This is a genomic window from Fulvivirga sedimenti, from assembly GCF_020328055.1.
The window spans coordinates 183634-206291 of record NZ_JAIXNE010000005.1 but is presented as its reverse complement, the minus strand read 5'-3'; the positions used below and the strand labels follow the sequence as shown (position 1 = coordinate 206291).

Here is a 22658-nt window from a genome sequence, read left to right as displayed (position 1 = left end):
CTATGAATCAGAAAATTAGAATAAAGCTCAAGTCTTACGACCACAATCTTGTTGATAAATCATCAGAGAAGATTGTGCGTGCCGTAAAAACTACTGGTGCGGTTGTAAGCGGACCGATTCCTCTTCCTACTGTGAAGGAGAAATTTACTGTGCTGCGTTCGCCCCACGTGAACAAGAAATCACGGGAGCAATTCCAGCTTTGTACATACAAGCGTTTGGTGGATATCTACTCAAACAGTACAAAAACTGTTGACGCTCTCATGAAACTTGAATTGCCAAGTGGAGTAGACGTTGAAATTAAAGTCTAATTTCAAGACTGACGAAAATAAAGACCCTCGCATATCCTGTGAGGGTTTTTTTATGCCATAATTTTTGGTGAAATCTGTCAGTGATTTTTAGTAGATTGCAGAGACAGGACCTTAAATTTTTGAGCATGACAGATAAACTATATGAAGAAATTCCATCCCTGGATCTGAATGATTTTACCGCAGGGGACCCGTTAAAAAAGCAGCAATTTGTTAAGGAACTAGGTCAGGCCTATAATAATATCGGGTTTGTGGCAATTCGTAACCACTATTTATCAGACGACCTGACTAAAAAATTATACCAGGTTATTAAAGCGTTCTTTTCTCTTCCTGATAACATCAAGGAAAAATATGAAATTCCCGGACTTGCCGGTCAGCGCGGCTATGTGGGTAAGGGAAAGGAACATGCCAAAGGCAGATCAACGGGTGATTTAAAGGAATTCTATCACGTCGGACAAGAGGTAGAAGGGGATGATCCGATAAAAAGTGAGTATCCGGATAACGTCTGGCCGGCAGAGCTTCCCGAGTTTCAGGAGGTAGCACTGGAAGTGTACCGTAGACTTGAAAGGACTGGTAAGGAAATGCTCAAAGCCATTGCACTCTATCTTGACCTTCCGGAAGAATATTTCGAAAGTAGGGTGAAGAATGGAAACAGTATATTACGCCCGATCCATTATTTTCCGATTGCCAATCCGGATGAGGTTCCTGAAGATGCCGTACGGGCCGCAGAACATGGCGATATTAACCTGATTACCCTACTGATGGGCGCCAGTGCCGACGGCCTGCAGGTATTGCGACGTGACGGCAAATGGATACCTATCACAGCCCTTCCTGATCAGCTTGTGGTCAATGTTGGGGATATGCTGGAACGGCTCACTAATAAGAAACTTAAATCAACCATACATCGGGTTGTTAATCCTCCGAGAGACTTGATGAATACCTCCCGGTTTAGTATTCCTTTCTTTATGCATCCTCGATCTGAAATGGATTTAAGTTGCTTGGAAAGTTGTATTGATGATGAACATCCAAAATTATTTGAAGATATTACCGCAGGAGATTTCCTGAATCAGCGATTGGCTGAAATCGGACTTAAAAAATAATATTGATTGTTCAAGAGAGTTAGATATTACATTTTCCTCAGGGATGTATTACTTCTCTCCGTATCCGCATTCGGAGGGCCACAGGCGCATATGGCACTCATGTTTGATATGATGGTAAGAAAGCGAGCCTATCTATCGGAGGAAGATCTTATTGAACTCAATGCACTCTGCCAGGTACTCCCAGGTCCAACATCAACTCAGACCATCACAGCGATCGGATTTCGTATTGGCGGGCCAAACCTTGCGTATCTCACCGTTCTTGTCTGGATGCTCCCTGCTGTGATTATAATGACTGCCGCGGCCATCATTATAACAAATTTACAGGATCAGCAGGTATCATTGGAGTTTACAAGGTTTCTGCAACCGATTGCTGTAGGTTTTGTGGCGTTTGCCGCATTTAAAATCACCCGAAAGGTTGTTCGCAGCAAAACAGCATGGGCACTCATGATTGTTTCTGCTATTTTGTCTTTTCAGTTAAACTCGCCGTATGCCTTTCCCATCCTGATACTTGCCGGAGGTGCTGTCACAGCATTTAAATATAAACGTCAACCGGTAGAGGAGAAACAGAAATTTACTATTGAATGGGCAAATTTCATTCTGTGGGCAGGGGTCTTTATTCTGGCCGCATCCCTGGGTGGAATTACACGATCATTGCCGGTTCGTTTATTTGAGAACTTCTATCGAAGCGGCAGTCTCATATTTGGTGGCGGACAGGTGCTCATTCCTTTCCTGTATGCTGAATTCGTTGAATTGAAGAATCTGGTATCATCACAGGAATTTCTCACAGGATACGCCATTGGTCAAAGTGTTCCAGGGCCTGTATTCTCCTTTTGTGCTTATATCGGGGCACTTTCAATGCGCGAAAGTGGTATCTCTGGCCAAATTCTGGGAAGTGCTGTAGCCTCACTTGGGATTTTCCTGCCAGGGGTATTCCTCATATTTTTTGTAATTCGCTTTTGGGACAGCCTGAAAAAATACCGCTGGGTACGGGCTTCACTCGAAGGTGTAAATGCTACGAGTTCAGGAATGGTCGTTGCGGCGGCTTTTCTTCTCTTTATTCCCCTGGGATTTTCAATTATTAATTTTGCGCTGGCAATAGGCACATTCCTGATACTTATGTTTACGCGGATTCCTGCCCCAATACTTATTCTCGCAGGGCTCATCGCCGGTATCTGGCTGTGAATTTGGAATGCCGTTGCGGGGTGGTTACCGATCCGGCGTCTACCGATCCGGCGTGGCTAACGGCACGCGTCAATGGCCTCTTTTTGTTTGAATTACCTATCCGACGTTTCTACCAACACGGCGTACCTAACGGCACGCATCTATGGCTGGTTGTTTGTTTTACCGATCCGGCGTTTCTACCAACACAGCGTACCTAACGGCACGCGTCAATGGCTGGTTGTTTGTTTTGCCGATCCGGCGTGGCTAACGGCACGCGTCAATGGCCTCTTTTTGTTTGAATTACCTATCCGACGTTTCTACCAACACGGCGTACCTGACGGCACGCATCAATGGCCTCTTTTTGAATGGCACGAATTACTCAACTGGCGTGTATTATTGGTAACAGTGCAAAAAAAAGCCTCCCGTGAAAGGGAGGCTTTTTTGATAAATTCTACTATGTTATCCTAACTGGAATACGATAGGAACTACAATTCGTTGCTTCACAGGCTTACCGCGCTGCTTTGGCGGGCTCCACTTAGGGGCGCCTTTAATTACCCGAACAGCTTCCTCGTCACATCCGGCTCCAATGCCCTTTACGGCCTGAACCTCTGTAAGTGAACCATCCTTGTCCACAACAAACTGAACATATACTCTTCCTTCAATACCCATACGACGTGCCTGAGCAGGATATTTCAGGTTATCTCCAATGTACTTGTAAAATGCCTCGTAACCACCAGGAGGTGTTGCAGGCTCTTCAACAATCAGGAATACCTGATCTGCCACCTCTTCTTCAGGGGCATCTTCTACAATGATTTCTTCAATTACTGTTTCTTCAGTAATATCAACATCAAGGTCTACTTCAATTTCCTCTTCAATTTCTTCCTCATCAGGCACCTCGATAATTTCAGGCTGCTTGATCTTTGGAGGAGGTGGCGGGGGCTGCTCCGTCGGAGGAATCTCCAGTAGTTCTTCAAGATTGTTTGTGTTGGCCGACATATCAACGAAATCACCGTCATCGTACTTTTTGTACTCAAATGCCATAACGACGATGCTCATGGTTACCAACAGCCCGATGCTGAAGAATAAACCAGTTTTATTTCCGAGGTCCGCCTTTTCAGTTTTCTTAGCTTCCATTTTACTCCAGAATTATATTACGAGTCGTAATTTCAAATATACAAAACAATATTAAATATTGTTAATGTGAATAACCTTATTCACGAGATAAAACACGAGCGGCGCCAAAAAAGATCCCGCGATATTGGCAATTGCATCATAGATATCCATTGATCGATCCGGAATCAAGCCCTGAATGGCCTCAATTATGAACCCGTAAATGATTGTTACGGCCATTGATGCCAGTATTGAATTTTGGATTTTCCGATTATACTGATGTCTTAGGGTAAACATCAATAATACCGACTGGATGCAGAAAATTCCCGCATGACCAAGTTTGTCATAGCTGAAAAGCGAATAACTTGGAACATATTTCCCCGGTGTGAGTGTAAGAACCAGGATCAGTACAGCCCATGCGATGGACGCGAACAGGAAAAATCTGCCAACAGTTTTTTTATCCACCGATCACTTCCTGATAACTTCCTGCATCCAGAAGTGCATCCAGGTCTGCATCATCGGATAGCTCAATCCTGATCATCCAACCTTTACCATAGGGGTCATCATTCACAAGTTCAGGCGACCCGTCAAGCTCACTGTTCACTTCAATAACAGTTCCTTTCACGGGCATAAAAAGGTCTGAAACTGTTTTTACGGCTTCAACGGTTCCGAAGACTTCTCCTTCACCAATTTCTTCACCCTCGGTTTCAATTTCAACATAAACAATATCACCCAATTCGCCCTGAGCGAAATCAGTGATACCGACAGTGGCAATATTGCCGTCAACGGAGACCCATTCGTGGTCGTTGGTATACTTCAGATTAGCAGGAATGTTCATTGATCTTTTTTTGTCCAAAAATACACTCTTTTTACAAATGCCAAAAAATATTATTGGGCAAGGTTGAAGCGTAGTTGAAAACCTAATCGAGTTGTTGATCTGCGGGGCGTACTGGAGATCTTGGGTTCATTGATTGTACGCTCAAAATAGAACTGTAGATTCAGCCGGTCATTCAGGACATAACTGATATTCGGACGAAGCTGGAAATTAAGTGAACCGTTTGTAACGGTATTCAATTCTTCGATTTTACGCTGAATGGTCTCGGTATCCCGAACCGTTACTGAAAGCCTGAATTGCAGGTCATTCTTCAAACTGATGGTTCTTCCCTGAGATTTAAACGGAAGCCGCATATTCGCCTTGGTAAAACCCACCTCAATCACCATATCATTACTGCGGGTCTCGGTAATTTGGGAATTCGTGACATTCAGGACGAGATCCCGCTTTGTTTTATATTCCACACGCGCAGTGAATCGTTTTGCTCCCCGAATCGCGACTCCGATTAACGGACTGAATTGCTCTGTAATGAGGACCTGCGTGATATTGTAACGGGGTATTACGTTTCCTTCCCGTTCCATTCCAAAGTAGGACTCATTATAATCCTCCAATGAGGTATTCAACTCAACAAAATCGTTATACTCTGTCGAGGTAACATAGTTCGTTATGGCATACCCCGATTTATAACCATGCAGAATACTGATCGATTGAAACTTGTCCTTGAATGCTTTCATTCTGCTTAATCCTGTATATTCAATCCTCCAGTTGGGTATCGGAGTTCCCGGGAACGGACTTAAGCCCACCGAATTTGCGTCTTTGCCGGTATATGCAGCGATGAACGCAGGAATCAGGACGTCCTGATTATTTGTATCATACCGATTTCCCGTGCGCTCCTCAAGCCTTTCCAGGATGGTGAGTCTGTGTTGCTCGAAATTCTGGAACAGTGGAGAATTATTTTCTGAATCATCCCGGCTGAATGCCGTTCTAATGGTCATAAATGAAATCCCATAAGATCCGGATCTGCTCGGACCAAGACTTGTATAAATATCATCACCGCCGATTCCCACGCTGTCAAACCTGAAGATTTCTTCAAAGGATGAGCTCTTTGTTTTCTGCGCATCCAGCTGAATGTTAAAATCCCGTGCCGGTTCAAGGGTAGCGCGCAGACTATAATCGATGATCTGTGTCTGTGCAAATGGGGTGGTTAAATCAGGATTGTTGGTAATATTTCCCTTTTCAGCCATTTTATATCTGATATTCGGATCCTGGGAACCAAATACAAAATTCCACCCCGGATCGGAGAAGGAACTGTCAAGGCCGAAAAGGAATGCCCGTGGTGTATAACCAGGAAGGAATGTCCCTTCCCGAACGGTATACGTTCCGTTTACACTACGTGCGCTCATTAACACACGGAATAACGATTTGAGAAATTTGTTGTCAGGCTTCTCCACCTGCGCGGTATCCGCCGGCGTGTTTTGCCTCAGAGAACTGCGACGCTCATTTTGGGGCGGACTGTTAATTTCTTTTAAGAAGTTGCTCTTGTTGTATAATCCTACGAGGTCCAGCTTTCCGGAAAGTGTATTGTCACGGCTGTTTTGAAGTATGTTTCCGAAATCAAGCGAGTCCTTCCGGGCATCAGTATAAAGCGGACCAGCACGCCAGTTGAAATTCGCCTCATAGCGATAATCAATATTGATCCAGTCTGTAAGCGGCAATTTGTCCAATGGTACTTTGTAATTAAGGGAAATTCGCTGATCAAAGTTTTTCATCCTTCCAAGATGCTTCATGTTGGACCAGATTGAGTCCCGCGCTTCCTCTGTATTTACTCTCCCTTCGGGTTCATCAATTATTGCGTTTGCCCGGGCATTATAATCCAGGGAAAGGTTCTGCGTGAGGTCCCATCGTACATTGTAGATCCTGTCCATCGTGAAGAATTTCTCAAACCGTTCAACGTTATTGTTCGGAATACCAATTTCATTTCGATAAACATTTTCCTCAAATCGACGTCGTACATCGGCACGCAGCGAAATACTCGTGGGGATGAGATTCAGGTTAAAATCCTTTATCAGCTTGAGCCACGGAGAATTCATCGATTCCCAATTGGCAAAGGGTTCCCAGGGTTTGGAATTGGTCGTGTAATTATATGCGATGGATGCGTCATGCGAAGTGCGCAGGTACTGGGCCAGGTTAAAGTTTGAACGTTCCCGCTGGCTGTATGCATAACTGAAGCTGAAATTCTCAAAATCCCAGAATTGTTCTTTGGCATCGGGATTGGTCCGAATTTTACGAACATTTGTAAAGTTTAAACTTTTAGTTGTGGTAATATCTGTTACGATTTGTTCATAATCCGAACGATCAACTTCGCTGTCAAAAGATTCAAGTGATGCATCCAGGGCAATATCAGGGTTAGCCGGATCAAAGAAGGGCCGCTCCCTTACTTTCTGATATCCCGCGTAAACAGGTATTTGCAGTCCCCACTTCTCCGGGAATAGTTTATCCAGCGCGATATTGGCCGAAAGGTCATAAGCGGTTACATCCTCCCGTGTTCGTTCAGCAATTCGTGATTGTATACCGCCAAATCCAAAGGTGGAATGCCTGACGGTAGCAGTGATATTTGCAAAATCGGCAAGTTTGGCATTAAGGGTTGCATTGGCCGCCCATCCCTTGGTATCATTAAAGTCCGTGACCCGAAGCTCATTGGCCCAAATGCACGCAGTTTTCGGAACGCCGTCATTTCTTGGATTCCGAACACCAATGGTAATCCATGTCACCGCACTTAAGTCGGGGTTTCCCCTGAGCCGGAGTTTGTGATTAGCGCTTTCACTTATTTCCTGGTTTTCGAAGAGCTGGCTTTTTGGAATTCCTTCGCGGTCTCTCAACGACTTAAGGGCAAAAAGATACTCCGTTGCAAGGTCAATTTCATTTTCCATTGGCCAGATATCTTCTGCGAGTGTGGCACTTGCCTCCGTTACCAGCAGCGGCACTTCTACTTCATAATAGTTCGAATCAACATCGGAACCCAGCCGAAGGAAGGCTGTTATCTCATTATCATCAATCGGGCCATTGGCATGAAGGAACATTTTGATCCTTCCATAGTTGATTAAATCCAGTCCCACCTGCTTATAAATAGCGCGCGCATCGCCATCGCGAAGGTCTTCCACACAAACCTGGATTGATTGTTCATTCAAACGACGCTCCACGGCCGCAGTATTGTCACGGTCACGGCTAAATCCAGGTGGAAGTACATACGGCGGTTTTTCATCGCTGGGAGTTCCATTTTCCTCGATATTTACCGTAGAAACAGTGAAATTGTCAAAATCGGAAGGCTCTGGAATCACATCAAACCCAGGCTCATTCAACTGATTGAGGTAACGTCTCCAGCGGCTCGAGACCAATCGGAAATTAGTCATTCGCAAAACAACAGGCTCTGCGAAATTGGTCATATACATTCTAAGGTATTTGATTGACTTGAATCCATTGATGCCACCAAATTTTGCATCAAACTGCCGGATTGGAATTCTGAAAAGATACCAGGTAACATCCTCACCACTTTCGCGGCTGGTGATCTCATCAACCACATACTTATTTTGTGACAGGTTTCCCGGACGCAGAGGCACTTTGTATTCGTAATACTCCTCAAGTTCACTCAGTGTATTATCGGCGTTGAGATCTTCATTATCCGGGATAATAGTCCCGGAAGGGATGAACAGGCTGTTGTTATTTTCTACAACGGGGGAGTTATTTTCCATCCCGTTGAAATTCTTGTATCGTTCCAGGATCTTGGCATCGCGCTGATCAAGTTCAGCACCCAGGAAATATTCAAAATTATCAGCAGAAGGGTCTTCAAAATTCACAAAGTCGGGGAACAACACACGTTCCTGCTCATTGCGTGCACCGTCGAGGCCAACATCCTGGTTAGGCCGGGCGCTCGTTGAATTGTCGAAAGCATTGGTAAGAAACTGCTGCTGTGTTACGTATCCCCATACGTTTTGCACGACAGCATCCGGATTATTGTCAACACCGGTTGGCGGCAGTCCGTTTTCAAAGGCATGTCGGCTGTCACGCATAATATCCTCACTGATACTTCCCAGGTTAAAATAGATATCACCCCCGGTAGTGTTTGGTTTTACATTGCCTCGTCCGTCGTTGATAACTCCGCGGGGTGTGGTGATGAAAGGATCCATCATCCAGAATTCGATGTATTCCACGTTGGCTTTATCGAAATCAATCTCCGTCCGGATGGCATTTGTTATACCGGCCCAGTTGCTCCTTGGGCTAGGTAAGAGGTTGTTAGAAGTTGTAAGCGGGTTAAAGTTGTATTGTCCGCGTTCTTCAGGATAATAGGCCAGATCAAAAATTTGCTGGAAGTTGATGATATTCTCGTCCAGGTTGGGAAATATTTCCTGTGGCTTCACAGAGCGCACGTAATGATTCTCCAGGTCCTCGTCGGTAAGGTTCCCCGGGGTTCGCCGGTCATTTCGGTAAAAGAGGTTATCAATGGTATACCATGCCAGTTTTGCCCTTTTGTAAGCAAATGAAAGGTCTCTGCTGGAACCATTGTAACGGTCATCGGCTGTTTGCGGCGTTGATGCCAGGCGCCAGCTGGTAGGGTTACTCAGTGTAAAGGGTGTCGTGGAGGATTCAAAATCGTCTATATAAGAAGTGCTTTCACCGTTTACAGTATTGGACGTACCCGGAATGAGCTGGGCGAATTCTGCATTGAAGGTTATCCTGGAAGGCTCTTTGGTTTGAATCAATGGCAGTTTGTCAACCATCTTGGTCAGAAACCGGGAGTCTTTCTGAATATTCACATCGAACCCGTACTTGGTATTCCTTGTTGGCTCATTTCCTACACTTATACGGGTAATCAGCGGCCGTTCATTAAGATGCAGAAGGGTTGCTCCCAGGTTAATACCATCATCTACCTTATAATCAAAACGAGCACCCAGCAGCGTTCTCGACTGGAAATTAAAAAGATCTGCTTTTTCGTAAGACACGGTAATGTCCTTACCGGAATTCAAAACGCCCTCATTGATGATACTTACCTTCCCGAATGTATAATCAACCCGGTAATCAATACCCTCCTGCAGGGGTGTACCTCCGGAATAGACGCGCACAGATCCCTCTGCGATATTGAATCCCGGGATTACAATTTCGTTTGCAGAGCCGGACTGGAATCGGCCTACAACGAAGAATTTATTTTTGCTTGAAACGAGCTCCGCATCATTCTGAGTCTCATTGTATAATTCTTCATAGACATATTTGTCGATGAGATCATCCCTGTTCGGGTCATTTCTGAATGCTACCCTCAGGTTATCCTCAAATGGCTGGAGTGACGGAAAAATCACCAGTCCGAGCTCAGGCTTGATGGTCAGACCTTCCGCATAATCAAAATTCCCATCAGGCTGCGGATCAAGGTTTTGGTTCAGCCGGTCCATGCCCAGCAACTCAATCAGCGGGGTTGTACTAGCGATAATACCTTCCTGAAGCTGGGGGTTATCAATACCTGTTCGGTCATCACGATATATGATCCGCAGGGAGAAATTTTCCTGCTCGATGTTGGTGGCATTAAGGGCGTACACGTTCTTCATCATCAGGTTCCAGGTTGGAACAGGACCTCCGCTGTTATCCCGGATGTTAATTTTTCTTGGGCGAAGCAATTTCAACCATACTGCTTTGTTTTCACCAAGACCGTTGTAATCTTCTGAAAGTTCACCGACAGTGAATACCTGCCCCTGGTAGGTGTACTGATAGGCAACCGCCAGCGCTTCATCATTCTGAAGTTTCCGGAAAAGTGTGATATAACCGAGTTTGGGATCTACATTGAATTCAGTAGGATCCAGTTTGCGTGCACTGGTAATCTTTTCATAGTCGAGGCCGTTCTCAAACCCAAGTCCTTCAAGCTGTGTATTGATGGCATCCGCATCTCTGTCGAGCGTGTTGAGGATGTTGAAAAGGTCGTTGGCCTCATTTGAATTGGCGCCATCTCTGAGCGGGGTTCCATTGATGAGATCGTCCCGGTAAATGGTCTTTGATTCACCCATATCCATGAAACCCACAACGTTTCGCAAAGTCTGTGTGTCATTATTCCGGTTTACAACATAGACTTCCACACGGGTTACGTTGACACCGGATCGTACGAACGGGATTGTAGCAAGCCAGTTTTCGTAATTATCCCTGAAAAAGTGACCAAGAAAAAAGTGGCGGTTTTCATCGTACTGAGCGGCTGAAAACTCAAATTCCCGTCCTTGCACACCGCCTCCTGAGATGGTTAGTGATTCGGATTTACCCCGCTGTGTGGAGGCCACCGTTGTAACAAAAAGATCACCGAATTGGAGTTGGGCTTTTACACCGAACAGGTTTTGTGCGCCTGTGATCAGGCTGTTATTCAGGGGAAGGCTCACATTACCTACTTCAAGCTTCTGCAGGATGTCTTCTTCAAAGCCGGTATATTCAACCTTCAGGTTGTTCTGAAAGTCGAAAGAGTTATTATTGTTGAAATTAGCGGTAACCTGTAGTTTCTCACCAATTTTACCTACCACGTTCATTTCGATCTGCTGGTCAAACTCGAAGCCGCCATTTCGTTGCTGGCGAATAGATCTGTCGGGACTTGCAATTCGCTGCCATCTTCCTCCGAAATCAAGTGTGACCAGTCCGCGTGGTATAATCTCCACATAACTACCTCCGAATATGCGGTCGAAAACGGGACTTATATAGATCGGCGGAATGAGATTCCTGCTGCTCACGGCGCTTTCGCCATCCAAACCTTCTGATCTTGATTTCCAATAGGATTTTAGTTGTTGTTGTTCCTGGAATTGCTTGAATTCCTGAAAAGACATGGTTGTAGGGGCTCGGTAATCCAGTTCACCGAGGCGCTCGTACAGGGTATAGTTCATACCTGTATCAATCTCGACATCCATTTTCAGGTTTGAAGGTTCAGGCAGGAAGAATGTGGAGCCCATGTAAATACTGCTCAAAGGATCTCCGAACCTATCTGTAGGAAGATAGGCAGGCCGCCTGCTGGCGTTGTACGGCTTGTCGTAAATGCTATCCCTGTTCAGGGTGTCCCGTTTGACCGTATCTGATTTTGTGGTATCCTCCCGGATAATCCACGGTCCCGAAACCGATGATTCCCCTGTCCCTGCCATTCCGGCAATCACAAAAATCAGACAGAACAAAGAAGCCGCAAAAAATGGTGAATATTCTCCTTTTATATGCTTAAAAATCAAAACCCTTTATTTTATCAGGTAGTTTTCAGCGCGAGCTTTATTAATTCTTCCAATGTAATCGTATTTCCTGAATTTTTCAGGATGGTTTCAACACTTTTTTCTGCCGCGTTTTTGCTTATTCCCAATGTCGTTAGGGCGGATAACGCTTCAGATTTCAAGGTATTGTGTGAATGTGAGATTAATTGGCTTTCTGCCTCAAAATCATCACTTTTTATGAGTTTATCCTTTAATTCGAGAATGATTCGCTGTGCTGTCTTTGCACCGATTCCCTTCACCGACTGAATAGTTCGCACATCACCCTGAACGATGGCTGTTTTCAGCTCCGAAACATTCAGCGAGGATAACACCATAATTGCGGTACTGGGGCCGACTCCTGAAATAGAAAGAAGCGCCAGAAACATCGATCTTTCGCCTTTGCCTGAAAAGCCAAAAAGCGTGTGGGCATCTTCCTTGATATGCAAATGTGTATGGATCAGCCCCTCCTTTTTTTCCTTTATTTCAGTGAATGTATGGAGTGAAATATGCACATGATAGCCCACGCCCTGAACATCTATCAGGACATGCGTGGGTTCGGTTTCAATGAATTTACCTTTTAGATATGCGATCATCCTGGATTCTTTGAGAGTACAACTGAGCATCTACCACTGCGATTGCCGCCATATTGATGATATCCCGCACATCGCTTCCAAGTTGAAGTATGTGAACAGGTTTTCTCATTCCAAGCAACAATGGCCCAATGGCCTCTGCGCCTCCGATTTCCATGACAAGCTTATAGGCAATATTGCCACTCGCAAGGTCAGGGAATATCAGGGTATTGGCACCTTTGTCAGCCAGTGCAGAAAAAGGATAATTCTTGCGCTGAATGTCTTCATCCAGCGCAACATTTGCCTGGATATCGCCATCGATGATCAGATCAGGATATTTCTGTTTGGCCAGTTCAACCGCTTTCCGGGTTTTCTCGGGGATTTCTCCCTTGCTTGATCCGAAGTTGCTGTAGGATAGTACTGCAACCCTGGGTTCAACATCAAACAGGCGAACCACCCTGGAGGTTAATCCGATGATGCCCACCAGTTCTTCAGCTGTAGGATTAACGTTTACGGTTGTATCTGCGAAGAAATAGGTACCCCGTTTACTGTTAATGATATACATTCCGGCCACGCGCTGCACGCGTGGTTCCATGCCGATAACCTGGAGTGCCGGAAGGATAGTTTTTGGGTAATCTTTCGTGAGGCCGCTGATAAGCGCGTCTGCCTCGTTATGCTCAACGAGCATACTTCCGAAATAATTACGTTCACGCATGAGCTTTTGCGCCTCATATTGAGTGACTCCCTTACGCTTGCGTTTTTCATAGAAATGAGCGGCAAACTTCTTGGTTTTCTCTTCTTCCTCAAAGCAATCCATGATCGTCACCTCATCAAGGTCCAGTTGATTCTCCTCGATGAGACCCTGGATGATTTTTCGATTCCCCAGTAAGATTGGTTTCGCGATACCTTCTTCATGCAGAATCTGCGCAGCCTTCAGAATCTTCAGATCATGTGCCTCTGCAAATACGATCCGCTTGGGGTCCTTCTTTGCACGGCTGATGATCTTTGACATCATTTTGTCATCGATACCGATTCTTAGGTTCAGATCAGAATTGTAGGCATCCCAGTCCTTTATTTCCTTTCTTGCAACACCTGATTCAATCGCTGCTTTGGCAACGGCAGGTGAGATCGCTGTAATTAACCTGGGATCCAATGGTTTAGGAATGAGGTAATCTCTTCCGAACTGAATCTTGTCTTCGCCATAGGCGCTGCTTACAAAATCCGGGACCGGTTCTTTTGCCAGTCGGGCAAGCGCATGAACAGCAGCCAGTTTCATCTCTTCATTAATGGCAGTAGCCCTAACATCGAGGGCACCTCTGAAAATATAGGGGAATCCCAGTACGTTGTTCACCTGGTTAGGATGATCGGATCGTCCTGTAGCCATGATAATATCAGGTCTTGATTCCATTGCCACTGCATAATCAATTTCAGGCTTGGGATTGGCAAGCGCGAATACGATCGGATCAGGGTTCATTTTCAACAGGTCCTCAGTGCTCAGAATGTCAGCTACCGACAGCCCCAGAAAGAAATCCGTACCAGCGATTGCATCATATACGGTTTCAAGATCATGCCTGTCAGTGGCATATTGCGCTTTTGAAGCATCCAGGTTTTCCCGGTTCTTGTGTATGACGCCCTTGCTGTCACACATAATAATGTTCTTCTTTTGAGCGCCGAGTGAGATGTAGATATTTGTGCATGCGATGGCCGCAGCACCTGCTCCATTCACTACAATTTTAAGATCCTCTATTTTCTTTCCTGTCAGCTCGAGCGCATTCAGCAAAGCCGCTGCGGAAATGATGGCGGTTCCATGCTGATCGTCGTGCATGACGGGAATACGCATTTCAGATTTCAACCGCTCTTCAATAAGGAAGCTTTCCGGTGCCTTGATATCCTCGAGGTTAATTCCGCCAAATGTTGGTTCGAGCGACTTAACGATCTCGATGAATTTTTCAGGATCTTTTTCGTTGATCTCAATATCGAAGACATCAATTCCCGCGAATTTCTTAAACAATACGCCCTTTCCTTCCATAACGGGTTTCGAAGCCTGAGCTCCAATGTCGCCAAGTCCCAGTACGGCCGTGCCGTTGGAAATAACACCTACCAGGTTACCCTTTGCGGTATAGCGATATGCGTTTTCCTCATCAGCTTCAATTTCTTTGCAGGGCTCGGCAACTCCAGGTGAATATGCCAGGGCGAGATCTAGCTGGGAACTTACGGATTTGGTTGGGACTACTTCAATTTTCCCGGGCTGACCTTCTTCGTGATATGCCAGCGCATCCTCTTTTCGGATTTTTATTGTCATTATAAAGCGAAGTTAAAAAAATGAAAGACTCCACGAAGATACAAAAAGCAAATCAGGACCGACAGGGTCCTGATCAACTTCCGGTACTATTTTTTAATTATTCCGTGCTGGATTCCTGTTCTTTCATCATTTCTGTGGTCTGAAATGAGTTCAGGATCACCTGTAGTTCACGCATATATTCGCGCTGGGGTTTACCCGGACTGTACACAAATCCTTCGATGTAATAGAATCTTCCGGTGTTTTCATCCACCATGGCATAGGAAACAAATGGACCTCCCATTGAAATATTATTCGTTTTCCACAGGCCTCTCATTTTTACTGCAAATTTACCCTTGAAGGTGAGTTGTTGCGTAGTTACAGGAATATAAGGAACAGTGGTTTCGGTCAATACGAAGGATTCAGGCCGGTCCGGATCCCCAAACAGTTGGTTGATCGCAACCGAATCACGGAATGCAATCAGGTTTTCCTGGCTGAACATCGACTCAGACCTGTAGGGAACATATGTTACAAAAACATTTTTGTCATTTTCAGGATTCATCTGACGGAACCAGATAAATCCACGACTTCCTTCCGGAGATTTATAGGTATGTGCCACCTGAAATCCAAAAGGGAAGTTCATGGTACAGTTATACTGCTCCTGCAATGTCTTCGTTAATCCGAGTGTATTTCTGCCGGTGAAAATGGTATTTTCAAGTCGTTTTTCCTCGGCCTGATTGAAGAATCCCCTGAGATTTCCCGCATTTTCCCGGATACTTGAAATGAGTTGTTCCTCTGTCTGGCCAAACAGATACATTACCTGCTGCCCGTTTGCAAATTCATCTTCTGCGGTAAAGACGAACAATTCCGGTTCATTCTTGATCCTTTCCAGGGACTCAGCGGTAAAGTAGCTTCTGATACGTCTGGAGGCTGCGCTTTCGCTGTCGAGGGTTACAACGAAAACGAGATTTTTCACCATTTTAAGAATGCGGGTCATTTTTGAAGGCTCAACACGGTTCATTTTGAACATCGCCTCATCCCTGGGTAAGCCCGGGACGTCAGCGGCAAAAGTGCCACGCAAGGTTTCTCCAAGTTCACCACTCCATTGAGTGGAATCCATCACAATGATCATTTCCCCGGGTCTTCCACTGGCAGGGGGCAGCATGGCTTTTGAGGGCTTGCCATTGCCTCCGCAGGAAAAGAGGAATAGTGAAATGGAAAGAAAAAGTAGTTGACCGAGTCGATTCATATTTTTTAACCTCATAACAGTAATTTATCCGGAAGTCACCGTCTAAATTAAGAAAGTCTGATTTTATTTAATGATCAACGTGAGATAATCAGCTCCTGGCCGGGCTTAATATTGTTGCCCTGGAGAGAATTGAGCTCTTTAAGGGATTCTATGGTTACCCCCGATACCTTACGGGAAATGTCCCATAATGTATCACCCGGCTGAACAACGTATGTTTTGGTGCCGTCTGATTTTGTTTTAATGACCGGTGCCGTACTTGCCACTGAAGCTCCCGAACCGCGCACATAAAGGTTCAATCGCTGCCCTATGCGGATTGTGTTACTGCTCAGGTTGTTCCATTTCTTTATATCAGAAACCCGTACACCATGACGTTGTGCAATGGTTCCCAGCACATCACCGCTACGAACCCGGTATACGATCTTCTCCCGTCCGTAGGTGCTGCCCGGGGAGGCCTGAGCCAATTTTTGCATTTCTTCCTTGCCAACTCTTCCTGCGCTGTCAAGTATTGAATAGTCGGCCGCCAGTAAGCGTTGTTTGGAAGCTGCCGGAAGAACCAGGGCATATCCCCTTGTATTGTCCGGAACCATCGGATAGCGCAGCGATGGATTAGCGGTTTGAAGATCCTCCAGACACAGGTTAAGTTGGCTGGCAAGCGTTTCAAGGTGAACATATTTTTTGACCATGACCGTATCGGTTTCCCACGCAAACTGGGCATCTTCGATCAGGTAATTATGTTCATGGGCATAGTTTACCACGTACATGATTGCAACGAACTGTGGCAAATAGGAGCGTGTTTCGCGGTGGAGGTAGGGGTAAATATCCCAGAAAGTATTTTTATACCCGGAACGTCGGATGGCTTTTCTAACGTTCCCCGGACCTGTATTGTAAGCGGAAATTGCGAGTTCCCAGTCACCAAACATTCCATAGAGTTGTTTGAGGTATTTGCATGCCGCTTCGGTAGATTTTTCAGGATCCATGCGCTCGTCAATGAACCAATCCTGGTATAGTCCGAAATACCTGCCTGTAGTCGGCATAAATTGCCAGAGCCCAACAGCACGAGCAGGGGAAATGGCCGTAGGATTCAGTCCTGATTCAACGATTGAGAGATATTTCAATTCTTCCGGCAGTCCGTATTTTTTCAGATATTTCTCAAAGAGCGGAAAATAGACTTCTTTTCGTTTAAGGACCATGCGCATATAGTCTCTGTCCTTAACCGCAAAATAGTTTACAAACGCATGGACGCGTTCATTATAATTCAGAGGAATTTCATTCTCGATACAGGATAGCCTGTCTTCGATAAGTTCATAGTCTGCATCTGCAGGAATATATTCAAGATCGGATTCAGGATAAAAAATTACAGAATCCAACTGGGCAGAAGCTGTAAAAGCAACTGCGAGTAAGATCAGTCCGATGAGTCCTGTACGTTTCACGATGTATGATCCATTAACATTTTAGAAAAAGCCAGCAGCCGGTCCTCCTGGAAATCGTCTGCGATAATCTGAAAGCCGATAGGCAGTCCCGCCTTGTCCGTCCCGTTTGGGATTGAGATAGCAGGTAAACCACTAACGGATGCCTGTACGGTAAAAAGGTCGGCCAGGTACATTTCCAGTGGGTTCGCAGTATGTTCACCCAGTTTAAAAGCCGTGGTAGGAGTAACGGGTAACACGATGAAATCGTATTCCGACAGGATCTTTTTAGTAAGGTCCCGTATCATCCGGCGCACTTTTTGGGCCTTATTGTAAAAGGCATCATAATAGCTGGCACTGAGGATAAAGGTACCCAGCATTATTCTGCGTTTAACCTCCTTGCCGAATCCTTCAGAACGTGTTTTCTTGTACATGGATTCGAGGTCATCACCGTTTTCACTTCGGTAGCCGTATTTTACCCCATCGAAACGTGAGAGATTGCTGCTTGCCTCTGCCGTCGTGAGAATATAGTATGCTGGAAGGAGGTAGTCAAGTAACGGAAAATCAACGGCGTCAACACGGTGCCCCATGGAGGTTAACTTGGAGATCGTTTTTTCTGTTGCTTCACGAATTTCAGGCTGTAGTCCGTCTGTTTCCAGTGTTTCCCGGATATAAGCTACCCGATAATTATTGTCGGGGTTTAATTTTGTTGAATAGGCCGGTACCGGTGTTTTAGAAACTGTGCTGTCGTAACTGTCTTCACCTGCGATAACTTCCAGTACCCGGGCCATATCCTCTACATTTTTGGAGAAGATCCCGATACTGTCGAAAGAGGAAGCATACGCAATGAGACCATGTCTCGAAATCCTGGAATAGGTAGGTTTCAGCCCAAGTATTCCGCAAAAAGCGGCAGGCTGTCGAACTGAGCCACCGGTATCGGATCCAAGGGAAACGTGACACATATCTGCCTGCACGGCTACCGCAGATCCTCCGGAACTTCCACCCGGTACTCTTTCCGTGTCAATGGCATTCAACACATTTCCGAAGTATGAATTTTCGTTGGAGGAGCCCATGGCAAATTCATCGCAGTTATTTCGCCCGATGATAATCGCATCTTCAGCGAGCAGTCTTTCCACCGCGGTGGAATTAAACTGTGACTCAAAGCCGTCGAGGATGTGACTTCCGGCCTGAACAGGATGATCCGCATGGCAAATAACATCCTTTATTCCAATCACAAGCCCAGCCAGTTTTCCGGCAGATCCATTTTTTATTTTTTCATCAATCCCGGCCGCGCGCTTACGAGCTTCATCAGCATAAACATCCACAAATGCATTCAGATGCTGGTTTGCTTCAATATTTTCGAGGCTGTATGAAACAAGAGCGGAACACGTAAGTGTCCCGTTATTCAATTGTTTTTGAATATCTGATAATGACCGGTGATGTACCACGATTATTTTTTCTCGTCTTCTATTCGTGCTGACTCTTCGATATCACTCTTGATTTCTTTTGTGGCATCCTTAAATTCACGGATTCCTTTTCCAAGACCTCGTGCGAGTTCAGGGATTTTCTTCGCTCCGAAAAATATAAGTATCACCAACAGGATCAACAGGACTTCCTGTCCACCCAAACCCCCAAGAATTGCATACATGCTGTTCATGATTATAAGATTCTAAATTTTAGTAAAGATAGGTATTTAAATTGCAACCTAAAAAGGGGAGTTGCCCCATAAATGTTTCATAAAAACATCCTGTGTATGGTTTTAATTCCGTTTAAGCCATTGTTGGGGATCCAAAGGGGCAATATTTTTTCGAATTTCGAATTTCAATTCAGAAACTCCATCCTTATTGGTAAGGATATTGCCCAGTTCCTGGTTGGTTGTGACCTGCTGTCCGGATCGCACGAAAACATCACGTAAACCAGCGTAGACGCTATAATATTCGCCATGGCTAACAATTACCGTATTGCCAATAAGGGGCACAAAAGCTACCGTAGTGATCTGACCATTGAAGACAGATTTCACCTTCTCTTCTTTTTTTGTCTGAATTGTTATCCAATGGTTATCCTGGGTAACATTCTTAAAAACGGGGTGCGCCTGTTTGCCGAATTTCTGGGTAACGAAGCCGGATACCGGCCATGGTAATTTTGATTTGTTCTGAGCAAAATCGGATGCCAGACGTGTCGCCGCCTCATTTGTTGTCTTTTCCGCTAACCGGGCCTTTTCTATTTCTGCTTTGATGATATCATTGATCATCCGGTCAAGTTTTGCGACGGCCTTACGGGTTTCTTCCAGATCTTTTTTGATTTCTTTTTCTCTGCGCTGAAGAGAAGAAACAATCTTACTCTGGTTTTGCTTCAGTGAGGCTAATTCCTTATTTCGCTGAATCTGATCTGCCAGTAGAATATTTTTGTCAGACATTTTGCTTTCAATCAGCGTGACCTGGTCTGAAAGTGTTTCCTGAACACGCTTTATCTGCCGGGCCTGTTGTTCCCGAACTTCCGCATATTGTTCCATATAGCGCAGTCGCATCAGGAACTGGTTAAAGGATTTTGCGGAGAAGAGAAATGTGAGTTTGTTAAACCCTTTATTGGCTTTATAGGTAGCATATATCATTGCTCCATATTCCTGCTTCAGGTTATTAACATCCTGTTCCAGTGCATCGATGATCAGATTATTCTCCTCAATCTCTTCATTCAGTAGCAATACTTCATTACGGATAGAGCTGATGAGGTCCTCCTGTGCCTGAATCCGTTGATTCAGTGCATTCAACTCTCCAATGGTATTTTGTTTTTGTCCCGTGGTTTCCTGCAAAATGCGTTCAGTTTCCTGAATTTTACGCAGGTTTTCCTGTTTTTCACGCTGCAGTTGTTCCTTGGTCTTCTGACCATAACCACAGGTAAAAATTAAGAGAAACAATAGTAAAAATACGCCGTGCCGACGTCTATTTCCGCTCATATTTTTTAGGAATATTAAATGGGAACTTCAGCTCTTTATCACCCAATTCCGCTTTACTGTACTCCATTTCAATTACTGTATTCAGCATTTTTACGCCCTTTTTATAGAAAATTGACAATATCGCTGAATAGGGGAAAGCAGACTGATCCACCATTTGAAAATCATAATACCGGATGACCGCGGTATTTTTGGTGGAATCCTCGGTCATCTCTACACGCTCTATCTTCATTGTCTTTGGATTAACGAAATTGTCGATCGAAACATTGCCTGAAGTTTGTTTCAGGATATAGAGTCCTTCTTCTTTTTCCACGACATCCGATTTATCCCTCGATTTGATGAGATTACCGAATGTTGCTGCCTGAATGGCATCATAATTCACTTCAAAATTGAACTGTTTGGTAAGTGAATCATAGTTGAAAACATAGTATTCTTTCTTTACAAGGTTAATGATGGTAATGGAATCCTTATTGATAAGGCAGCGCGCACCCTGAATCCCCACCGAGGAAAAAGATATCCAGATCACACTGTCTTTACGGATACGCACATTCGCACGTGCCTTGATATCAAGTTCGTCGTCTTTGTAATTGATTTTTGCTTTTCCTGAAAAATATTCAAAGTTGGCCTCCTGAACATCAAGTTTGTTTTTATCCAGGAAGTTCCAGTTTATGCCAGAGGTTTTTTTGCTGCAGCCGATGATCCCAACATACATGAAGATGATAATGATCGTGGCGTACCGGCTATTCATACAAAGTCTTTTCAGCAATTTTTTTGTCGATTAAAGGAGCTTTTGGATTCAGTTCACGTGCTTTTTTCCACTGTTCAACTGCGGCATTAATTTCTCCCAATTTATACAAAATATCACCATAATGTTCATAATGAATGGCAGAAACATTTCCGAGATTTATGGCTTTTTCAATTACTTTGGAAGCTTCCTTATATTTTTCCTGTGTAAAGAGAACCCAGGCGTAGGTGTCGAGGAAAGTTGTATTGTCGGGATCGCCGTCCACTGCACGCCTGGCCATGGCTTCCGCCTTGTCCAGTTTTTCTTTCCGAAGAGCGAGATAATAGCTGTAATTATTCAATACAGCCAGGTTATCCGGATCAAAATCGAGGGCTGCGTCGTAGGCCCGGTCTGATTTCGTATAATCTCCGGCCCCGTTGTACGCATCGCCGAGCATACTGTTGAAAACACTTACAAGACCGAGATTAGCTGATGACAGTCTTTTGCCTTGCTCAAGTGCGTATACAGCCTCATCATAATTTTGTTTCTGCAGGTTTGCTGCTCCATTGAAATAATAGATCATTCCCTGGTTTGGAAAAACTTCCAGGGCCTCTTCCGATAACAGCAGTACGCTGTCCATACGGTTATTCTCAATCAGCATCTGAAGCACATTTTGCCAAACCGAAAGGTTCGACTGATCATATTGAAGTGCTTTGAGGTATGCATTTTTAGATTCAGCCCGGTCTCCGAGGGCCTGGTACAGATCTCCCTTTACGGCATATGCCAGTGCAGATTCCGGATGAACTTCTGTAAGGATTTCGGCGAGTGGCAGGGCCCGTTCGCGAAGTTCATCTTCAGACAAAAGTGTTCTGTATTCTGCCAGCTGCTGAACCTTGGTGTCAATATCCATGACTGGATTACGAAAGGCTTCCCTCAGGCTTTCTTCAGCAAGGGCGACATTTCCACTTTTTCGTTGCATATCTGAAAGGATCAGCCTTAGTCGGGCAGATTGCGGGAATTTTTCTATTAATTCCATGATTTCAACTCCTGCCTCTTTCTCCATGCCATTGTTGAGAAGGAGTTCAACCTGCCTGACGGCATATTTGTCGGTTTCAGTGAAACTTTCAATTAGTTTTTCACCTTCGGCAATCGCTTTATCCAGTTTATTTTGCTGAAGGTATATCATTTGGCGCTGAGTGCCTATTTCCTCACTCGCCCCGTAGTATTGTTCAATCCGGTCGTAGGCGGTTATGGCCTTTTCATATTTCTGCTGAAAAAGGTAAATGGCCGCGAGTTCAAAAAGGTATTCATCCGTCCCATCCATCGAAGAGATCATATTTTCATACACATCTGCCGCCCTGTCGAACTCATTCATATCGGTGTATAGCTCTGCCTGCAGCGCATGAAAATACTTATTATCCGGATTGATACTGATGGCGGTTGAGATCTCCTGTAGTGCCTGGACCTGATCACCCATCAGGCGATAGACCTGTGCCATTTTAAAATGGGCGGTCGCGTTGTTCGGGTCACTTTCTGCTGATTTTCTGAAAAGTACCAGGGCTTTTGCAAAATCCTCCAGAATGAAGAATTTTTCACCTTCGGTGAAATAGAATTCAGCTTCAAGCCTGGTTTTCGCGTCAACTTCCTTGCTCTTCTTGTTTTGGCCATGCGCATATTCCATCGTCATGCTTAAACAGCACAGTAACAATGGAATTAAGAATGATTTCATG

At 44.9% G+C, this 22658-nt stretch carries 17 protein-coding genes; 4 read left to right on the top strand and 13 right to left on the bottom strand.

Going from position 1 to position 22658, the window contains the following annotated elements; all coding sequences use genetic code 11:
* Positions 1-2 precede the first annotated feature (2 nt).
* The 4 genes from rpsJ to LDX50_RS24625 all read left to right on the top strand — a co-directional run bounded on the left by rpsJ (position 3) and on the right by LDX50_RS24625 (position 3034).
* Complete coding sequence (rpsJ, locus tag LDX50_RS24640) at positions 3-308, top strand: 30S ribosomal protein S10 (RefSeq protein WP_143399871.1); 306 nt, start codon at positions 3-5, stop codon at positions 306-308.
* A 125-nt stretch (positions 309-433) separates the two neighbouring features.
* Positions 434-1405 (top strand): isopenicillin N synthase family dioxygenase, encoded by a 972-nt coding sequence (locus LDX50_RS24635; protein WP_225698941.1) that lies wholly within the window; start codon positions 434-436, stop codon positions 1403-1405.
* A 6-nt stretch (positions 1406-1411) separates the two neighbouring features.
* Complete coding sequence (gene chrA / locus LDX50_RS24630) at positions 1412-2587, top strand: chromate efflux transporter (protein WP_225698940.1); 1176 nt, start codon at positions 1412-1414, stop codon at positions 2585-2587.
* A 72-nt stretch (positions 2588-2659) separates the two neighbouring features.
* Positions 2660-3034, top strand: coding sequence for a hypothetical protein (locus LDX50_RS24625; RefSeq protein WP_225698939.1), 375 nt, complete (start codon positions 2660-2662; stop codon positions 3032-3034).
* On the opposite strand, the gene LDX50_RS24620 is transcribed toward LDX50_RS24625, so the two are convergent.
* The 13 genes from LDX50_RS24620 to LDX50_RS24560 form a co-directional block, all read right to left on the bottom strand.
* The gene (locus LDX50_RS24620; RefSeq protein ID WP_225698938.1) at positions 3026-3700 is read right to left on the bottom strand and encodes an energy transducer TonB; all 675 of its coding nucleotides are present in this window, start codon (positions 3698-3700) and stop codon (positions 3026-3028) included. The two genes, LDX50_RS24625 and LDX50_RS24620, sit on opposite strands and share 9 nt — an antisense overlap.
* A 51-nt stretch (positions 3701-3751) precedes the next feature.
* Positions 3752-4141: a VanZ family protein gene (locus tag LDX50_RS24615; protein ID WP_225698937.1), complete on the bottom strand. Its 390-nt coding sequence runs from the start codon at positions 4139-4141 to the stop codon at positions 3752-3754.
* The gene (gene gcvH / locus LDX50_RS24610) at positions 4134-4514 is read right to left on the bottom strand and encodes a glycine cleavage system protein GcvH (protein WP_225698936.1); all 381 of its coding nucleotides are present in this window, start codon (positions 4512-4514) and stop codon (positions 4134-4136) included. Before gcvH ends, LDX50_RS24615 begins: the two co-directional genes overlap by 8 nt.
* Positions 4515-4564: 50 nt before the next feature.
* Entirely contained in the window at positions 4565-11737 is a 7173-nt protein-coding gene (gene sov / locus LDX50_RS24605; protein ID WP_225698935.1) for a T9SS outer membrane translocon Sov/SprA, read from the bottom strand.
* Positions 11738-11751: 14 nt separating this feature from the next.
* Positions 11752-12345, bottom strand: coding sequence for a Holliday junction branch migration protein RuvA (gene ruvA, locus LDX50_RS24600; protein WP_225698934.1), 594 nt, complete (start codon positions 12343-12345; stop codon positions 11752-11754).
* Positions 12323-14623, bottom strand: a complete 2301-nt coding sequence (locus LDX50_RS24595; protein ID WP_225698933.1) for an NADP-dependent malic enzyme — start codon at positions 14621-14623, stop codon at positions 12323-12325. The genes ruvA and LDX50_RS24595 overlap by 23 nt, the downstream gene beginning before the upstream one ends.
* A 97-nt stretch (positions 14624-14720) precedes the next feature.
* Positions 14721-15848: a DUF4837 family protein gene (locus LDX50_RS24590; RefSeq protein ID WP_225698932.1), complete on the bottom strand. Its 1128-nt coding sequence runs from the start codon at positions 15846-15848 to the stop codon at positions 14721-14723.
* A 74-nt stretch (positions 15849-15922) separates the two neighbouring features.
* Entirely contained in the window at positions 15923-17278 is a 1356-nt protein-coding gene (locus LDX50_RS24585) for a lytic transglycosylase domain-containing protein (RefSeq protein WP_225698931.1), read from the bottom strand.
* Positions 17275-18702, bottom strand: coding sequence for an Asp-tRNA(Asn)/Glu-tRNA(Gln) amidotransferase subunit GatA (gene gatA, locus LDX50_RS24580; RefSeq protein WP_225698930.1), 1428 nt, complete (start codon positions 18700-18702; stop codon positions 17275-17277). Before gatA ends, LDX50_RS24585 begins: the two co-directional genes overlap by 4 nt.
* Positions 18703-18704: 2 nt before the next feature.
* Positions 18705-18911, bottom strand: coding sequence for a Sec-independent protein translocase subunit TatA/TatB (locus LDX50_RS24575; protein ID WP_225698929.1), 207 nt, complete (start codon positions 18909-18911; stop codon positions 18705-18707).
* 102 nt (positions 18912-19013) lie between these two features.
* Positions 19014-20207 (bottom strand): murein hydrolase activator EnvC family protein, encoded by a 1194-nt coding sequence (locus LDX50_RS24570; RefSeq protein WP_225698928.1) that lies wholly within the window; start codon positions 20205-20207, stop codon positions 19014-19016.
* A complete protein-coding gene (gene lolB1, locus LDX50_RS24565) occupies positions 20194-20952 on the bottom strand; it encodes a lipoprotein insertase outer membrane protein LolB1 (RefSeq protein WP_225698927.1) in 759 nt (252 codons plus the stop codon). The genes LDX50_RS24570 and lolB1 overlap by 14 nt, the downstream gene beginning before the upstream one ends.
* Positions 20945-22657, bottom strand: a complete 1713-nt coding sequence (locus tag LDX50_RS24560) for a tetratricopeptide repeat protein (RefSeq protein ID WP_225698926.1) — start codon at positions 22655-22657, stop codon at positions 20945-20947. The genes lolB1 and LDX50_RS24560 overlap by 8 nt, the downstream gene beginning before the upstream one ends.
* Between the last annotated feature and the right edge of the window lies 1 nt (position 22658).

Excerpts from the sequence above, each read along its gene's own strand:
- rpsJ (WP_143399871.1), top strand. The coding sequence starts at position 3 with ATGAATCAGAAAATTAGAATAAAGCTCAAGTCTTACGACCACAATCTT.
- LDX50_RS24635 (WP_225698941.1), top strand. The coding sequence starts at position 434 with ATGACAGATAAACTATATGAAGAAATTCCATCCCTGGATCTGAATGAT.
- LDX50_RS24625 (WP_225698939.1), top strand. The coding sequence starts at position 2,660 with ATGGCCTCTTTTTGTTTGAATTACCTATCCGACGTTTCTACCAACACG.
- LDX50_RS24620 (WP_225698938.1), bottom strand. The coding sequence starts at position 3,700 with ATGGAAGCTAAGAAAACTGAAAAGGCGGACCTCGGAAATAAAACTGGT.
- gcvH (WP_225698936.1), bottom strand. The coding sequence starts at position 4,514 with ATGAACATTCCTGCTAATCTGAAGTATACCAACGACCACGAATGGGTC.
- ruvA (WP_225698934.1), bottom strand. The coding sequence starts at position 12,345 with ATGATCGCATATCTAAAAGGTAAATTCATTGAAACCGAACCCACGCAT.
- LDX50_RS24595 (WP_225698933.1), bottom strand. The coding sequence starts at position 14,623 with ATGACAATAAAAATCCGAAAAGAGGATGCGCTGGCATATCACGAAGAA.
- LDX50_RS24590 (WP_225698932.1), bottom strand. The coding sequence starts at position 15,848 with ATGAATCGACTCGGTCAACTACTTTTTCTTTCCATTTCACTATTCCTC.
- LDX50_RS24575 (WP_225698929.1), bottom strand. The coding sequence starts at position 18,911 with ATGAACAGCATGTATGCAATTCTTGGGGGTTTGGGTGGACAGGAAGTC.
- LDX50_RS24570 (WP_225698928.1), bottom strand. The coding sequence starts at position 20,207 with ATGAGCGGAAATAGACGTCGGCACGGCGTATTTTTACTATTGTTTCTC.
- lolB1 (WP_225698927.1), bottom strand. The coding sequence starts at position 20,952 with ATGAATAGCCGGTACGCCACGATCATTATCATCTTCATGTATGTTGGG.
- LDX50_RS24560 (WP_225698926.1), bottom strand. The coding sequence starts at position 22,657 with ATGAAATCATTCTTAATTCCATTGTTACTGTGCTGTTTAAGCATGACG.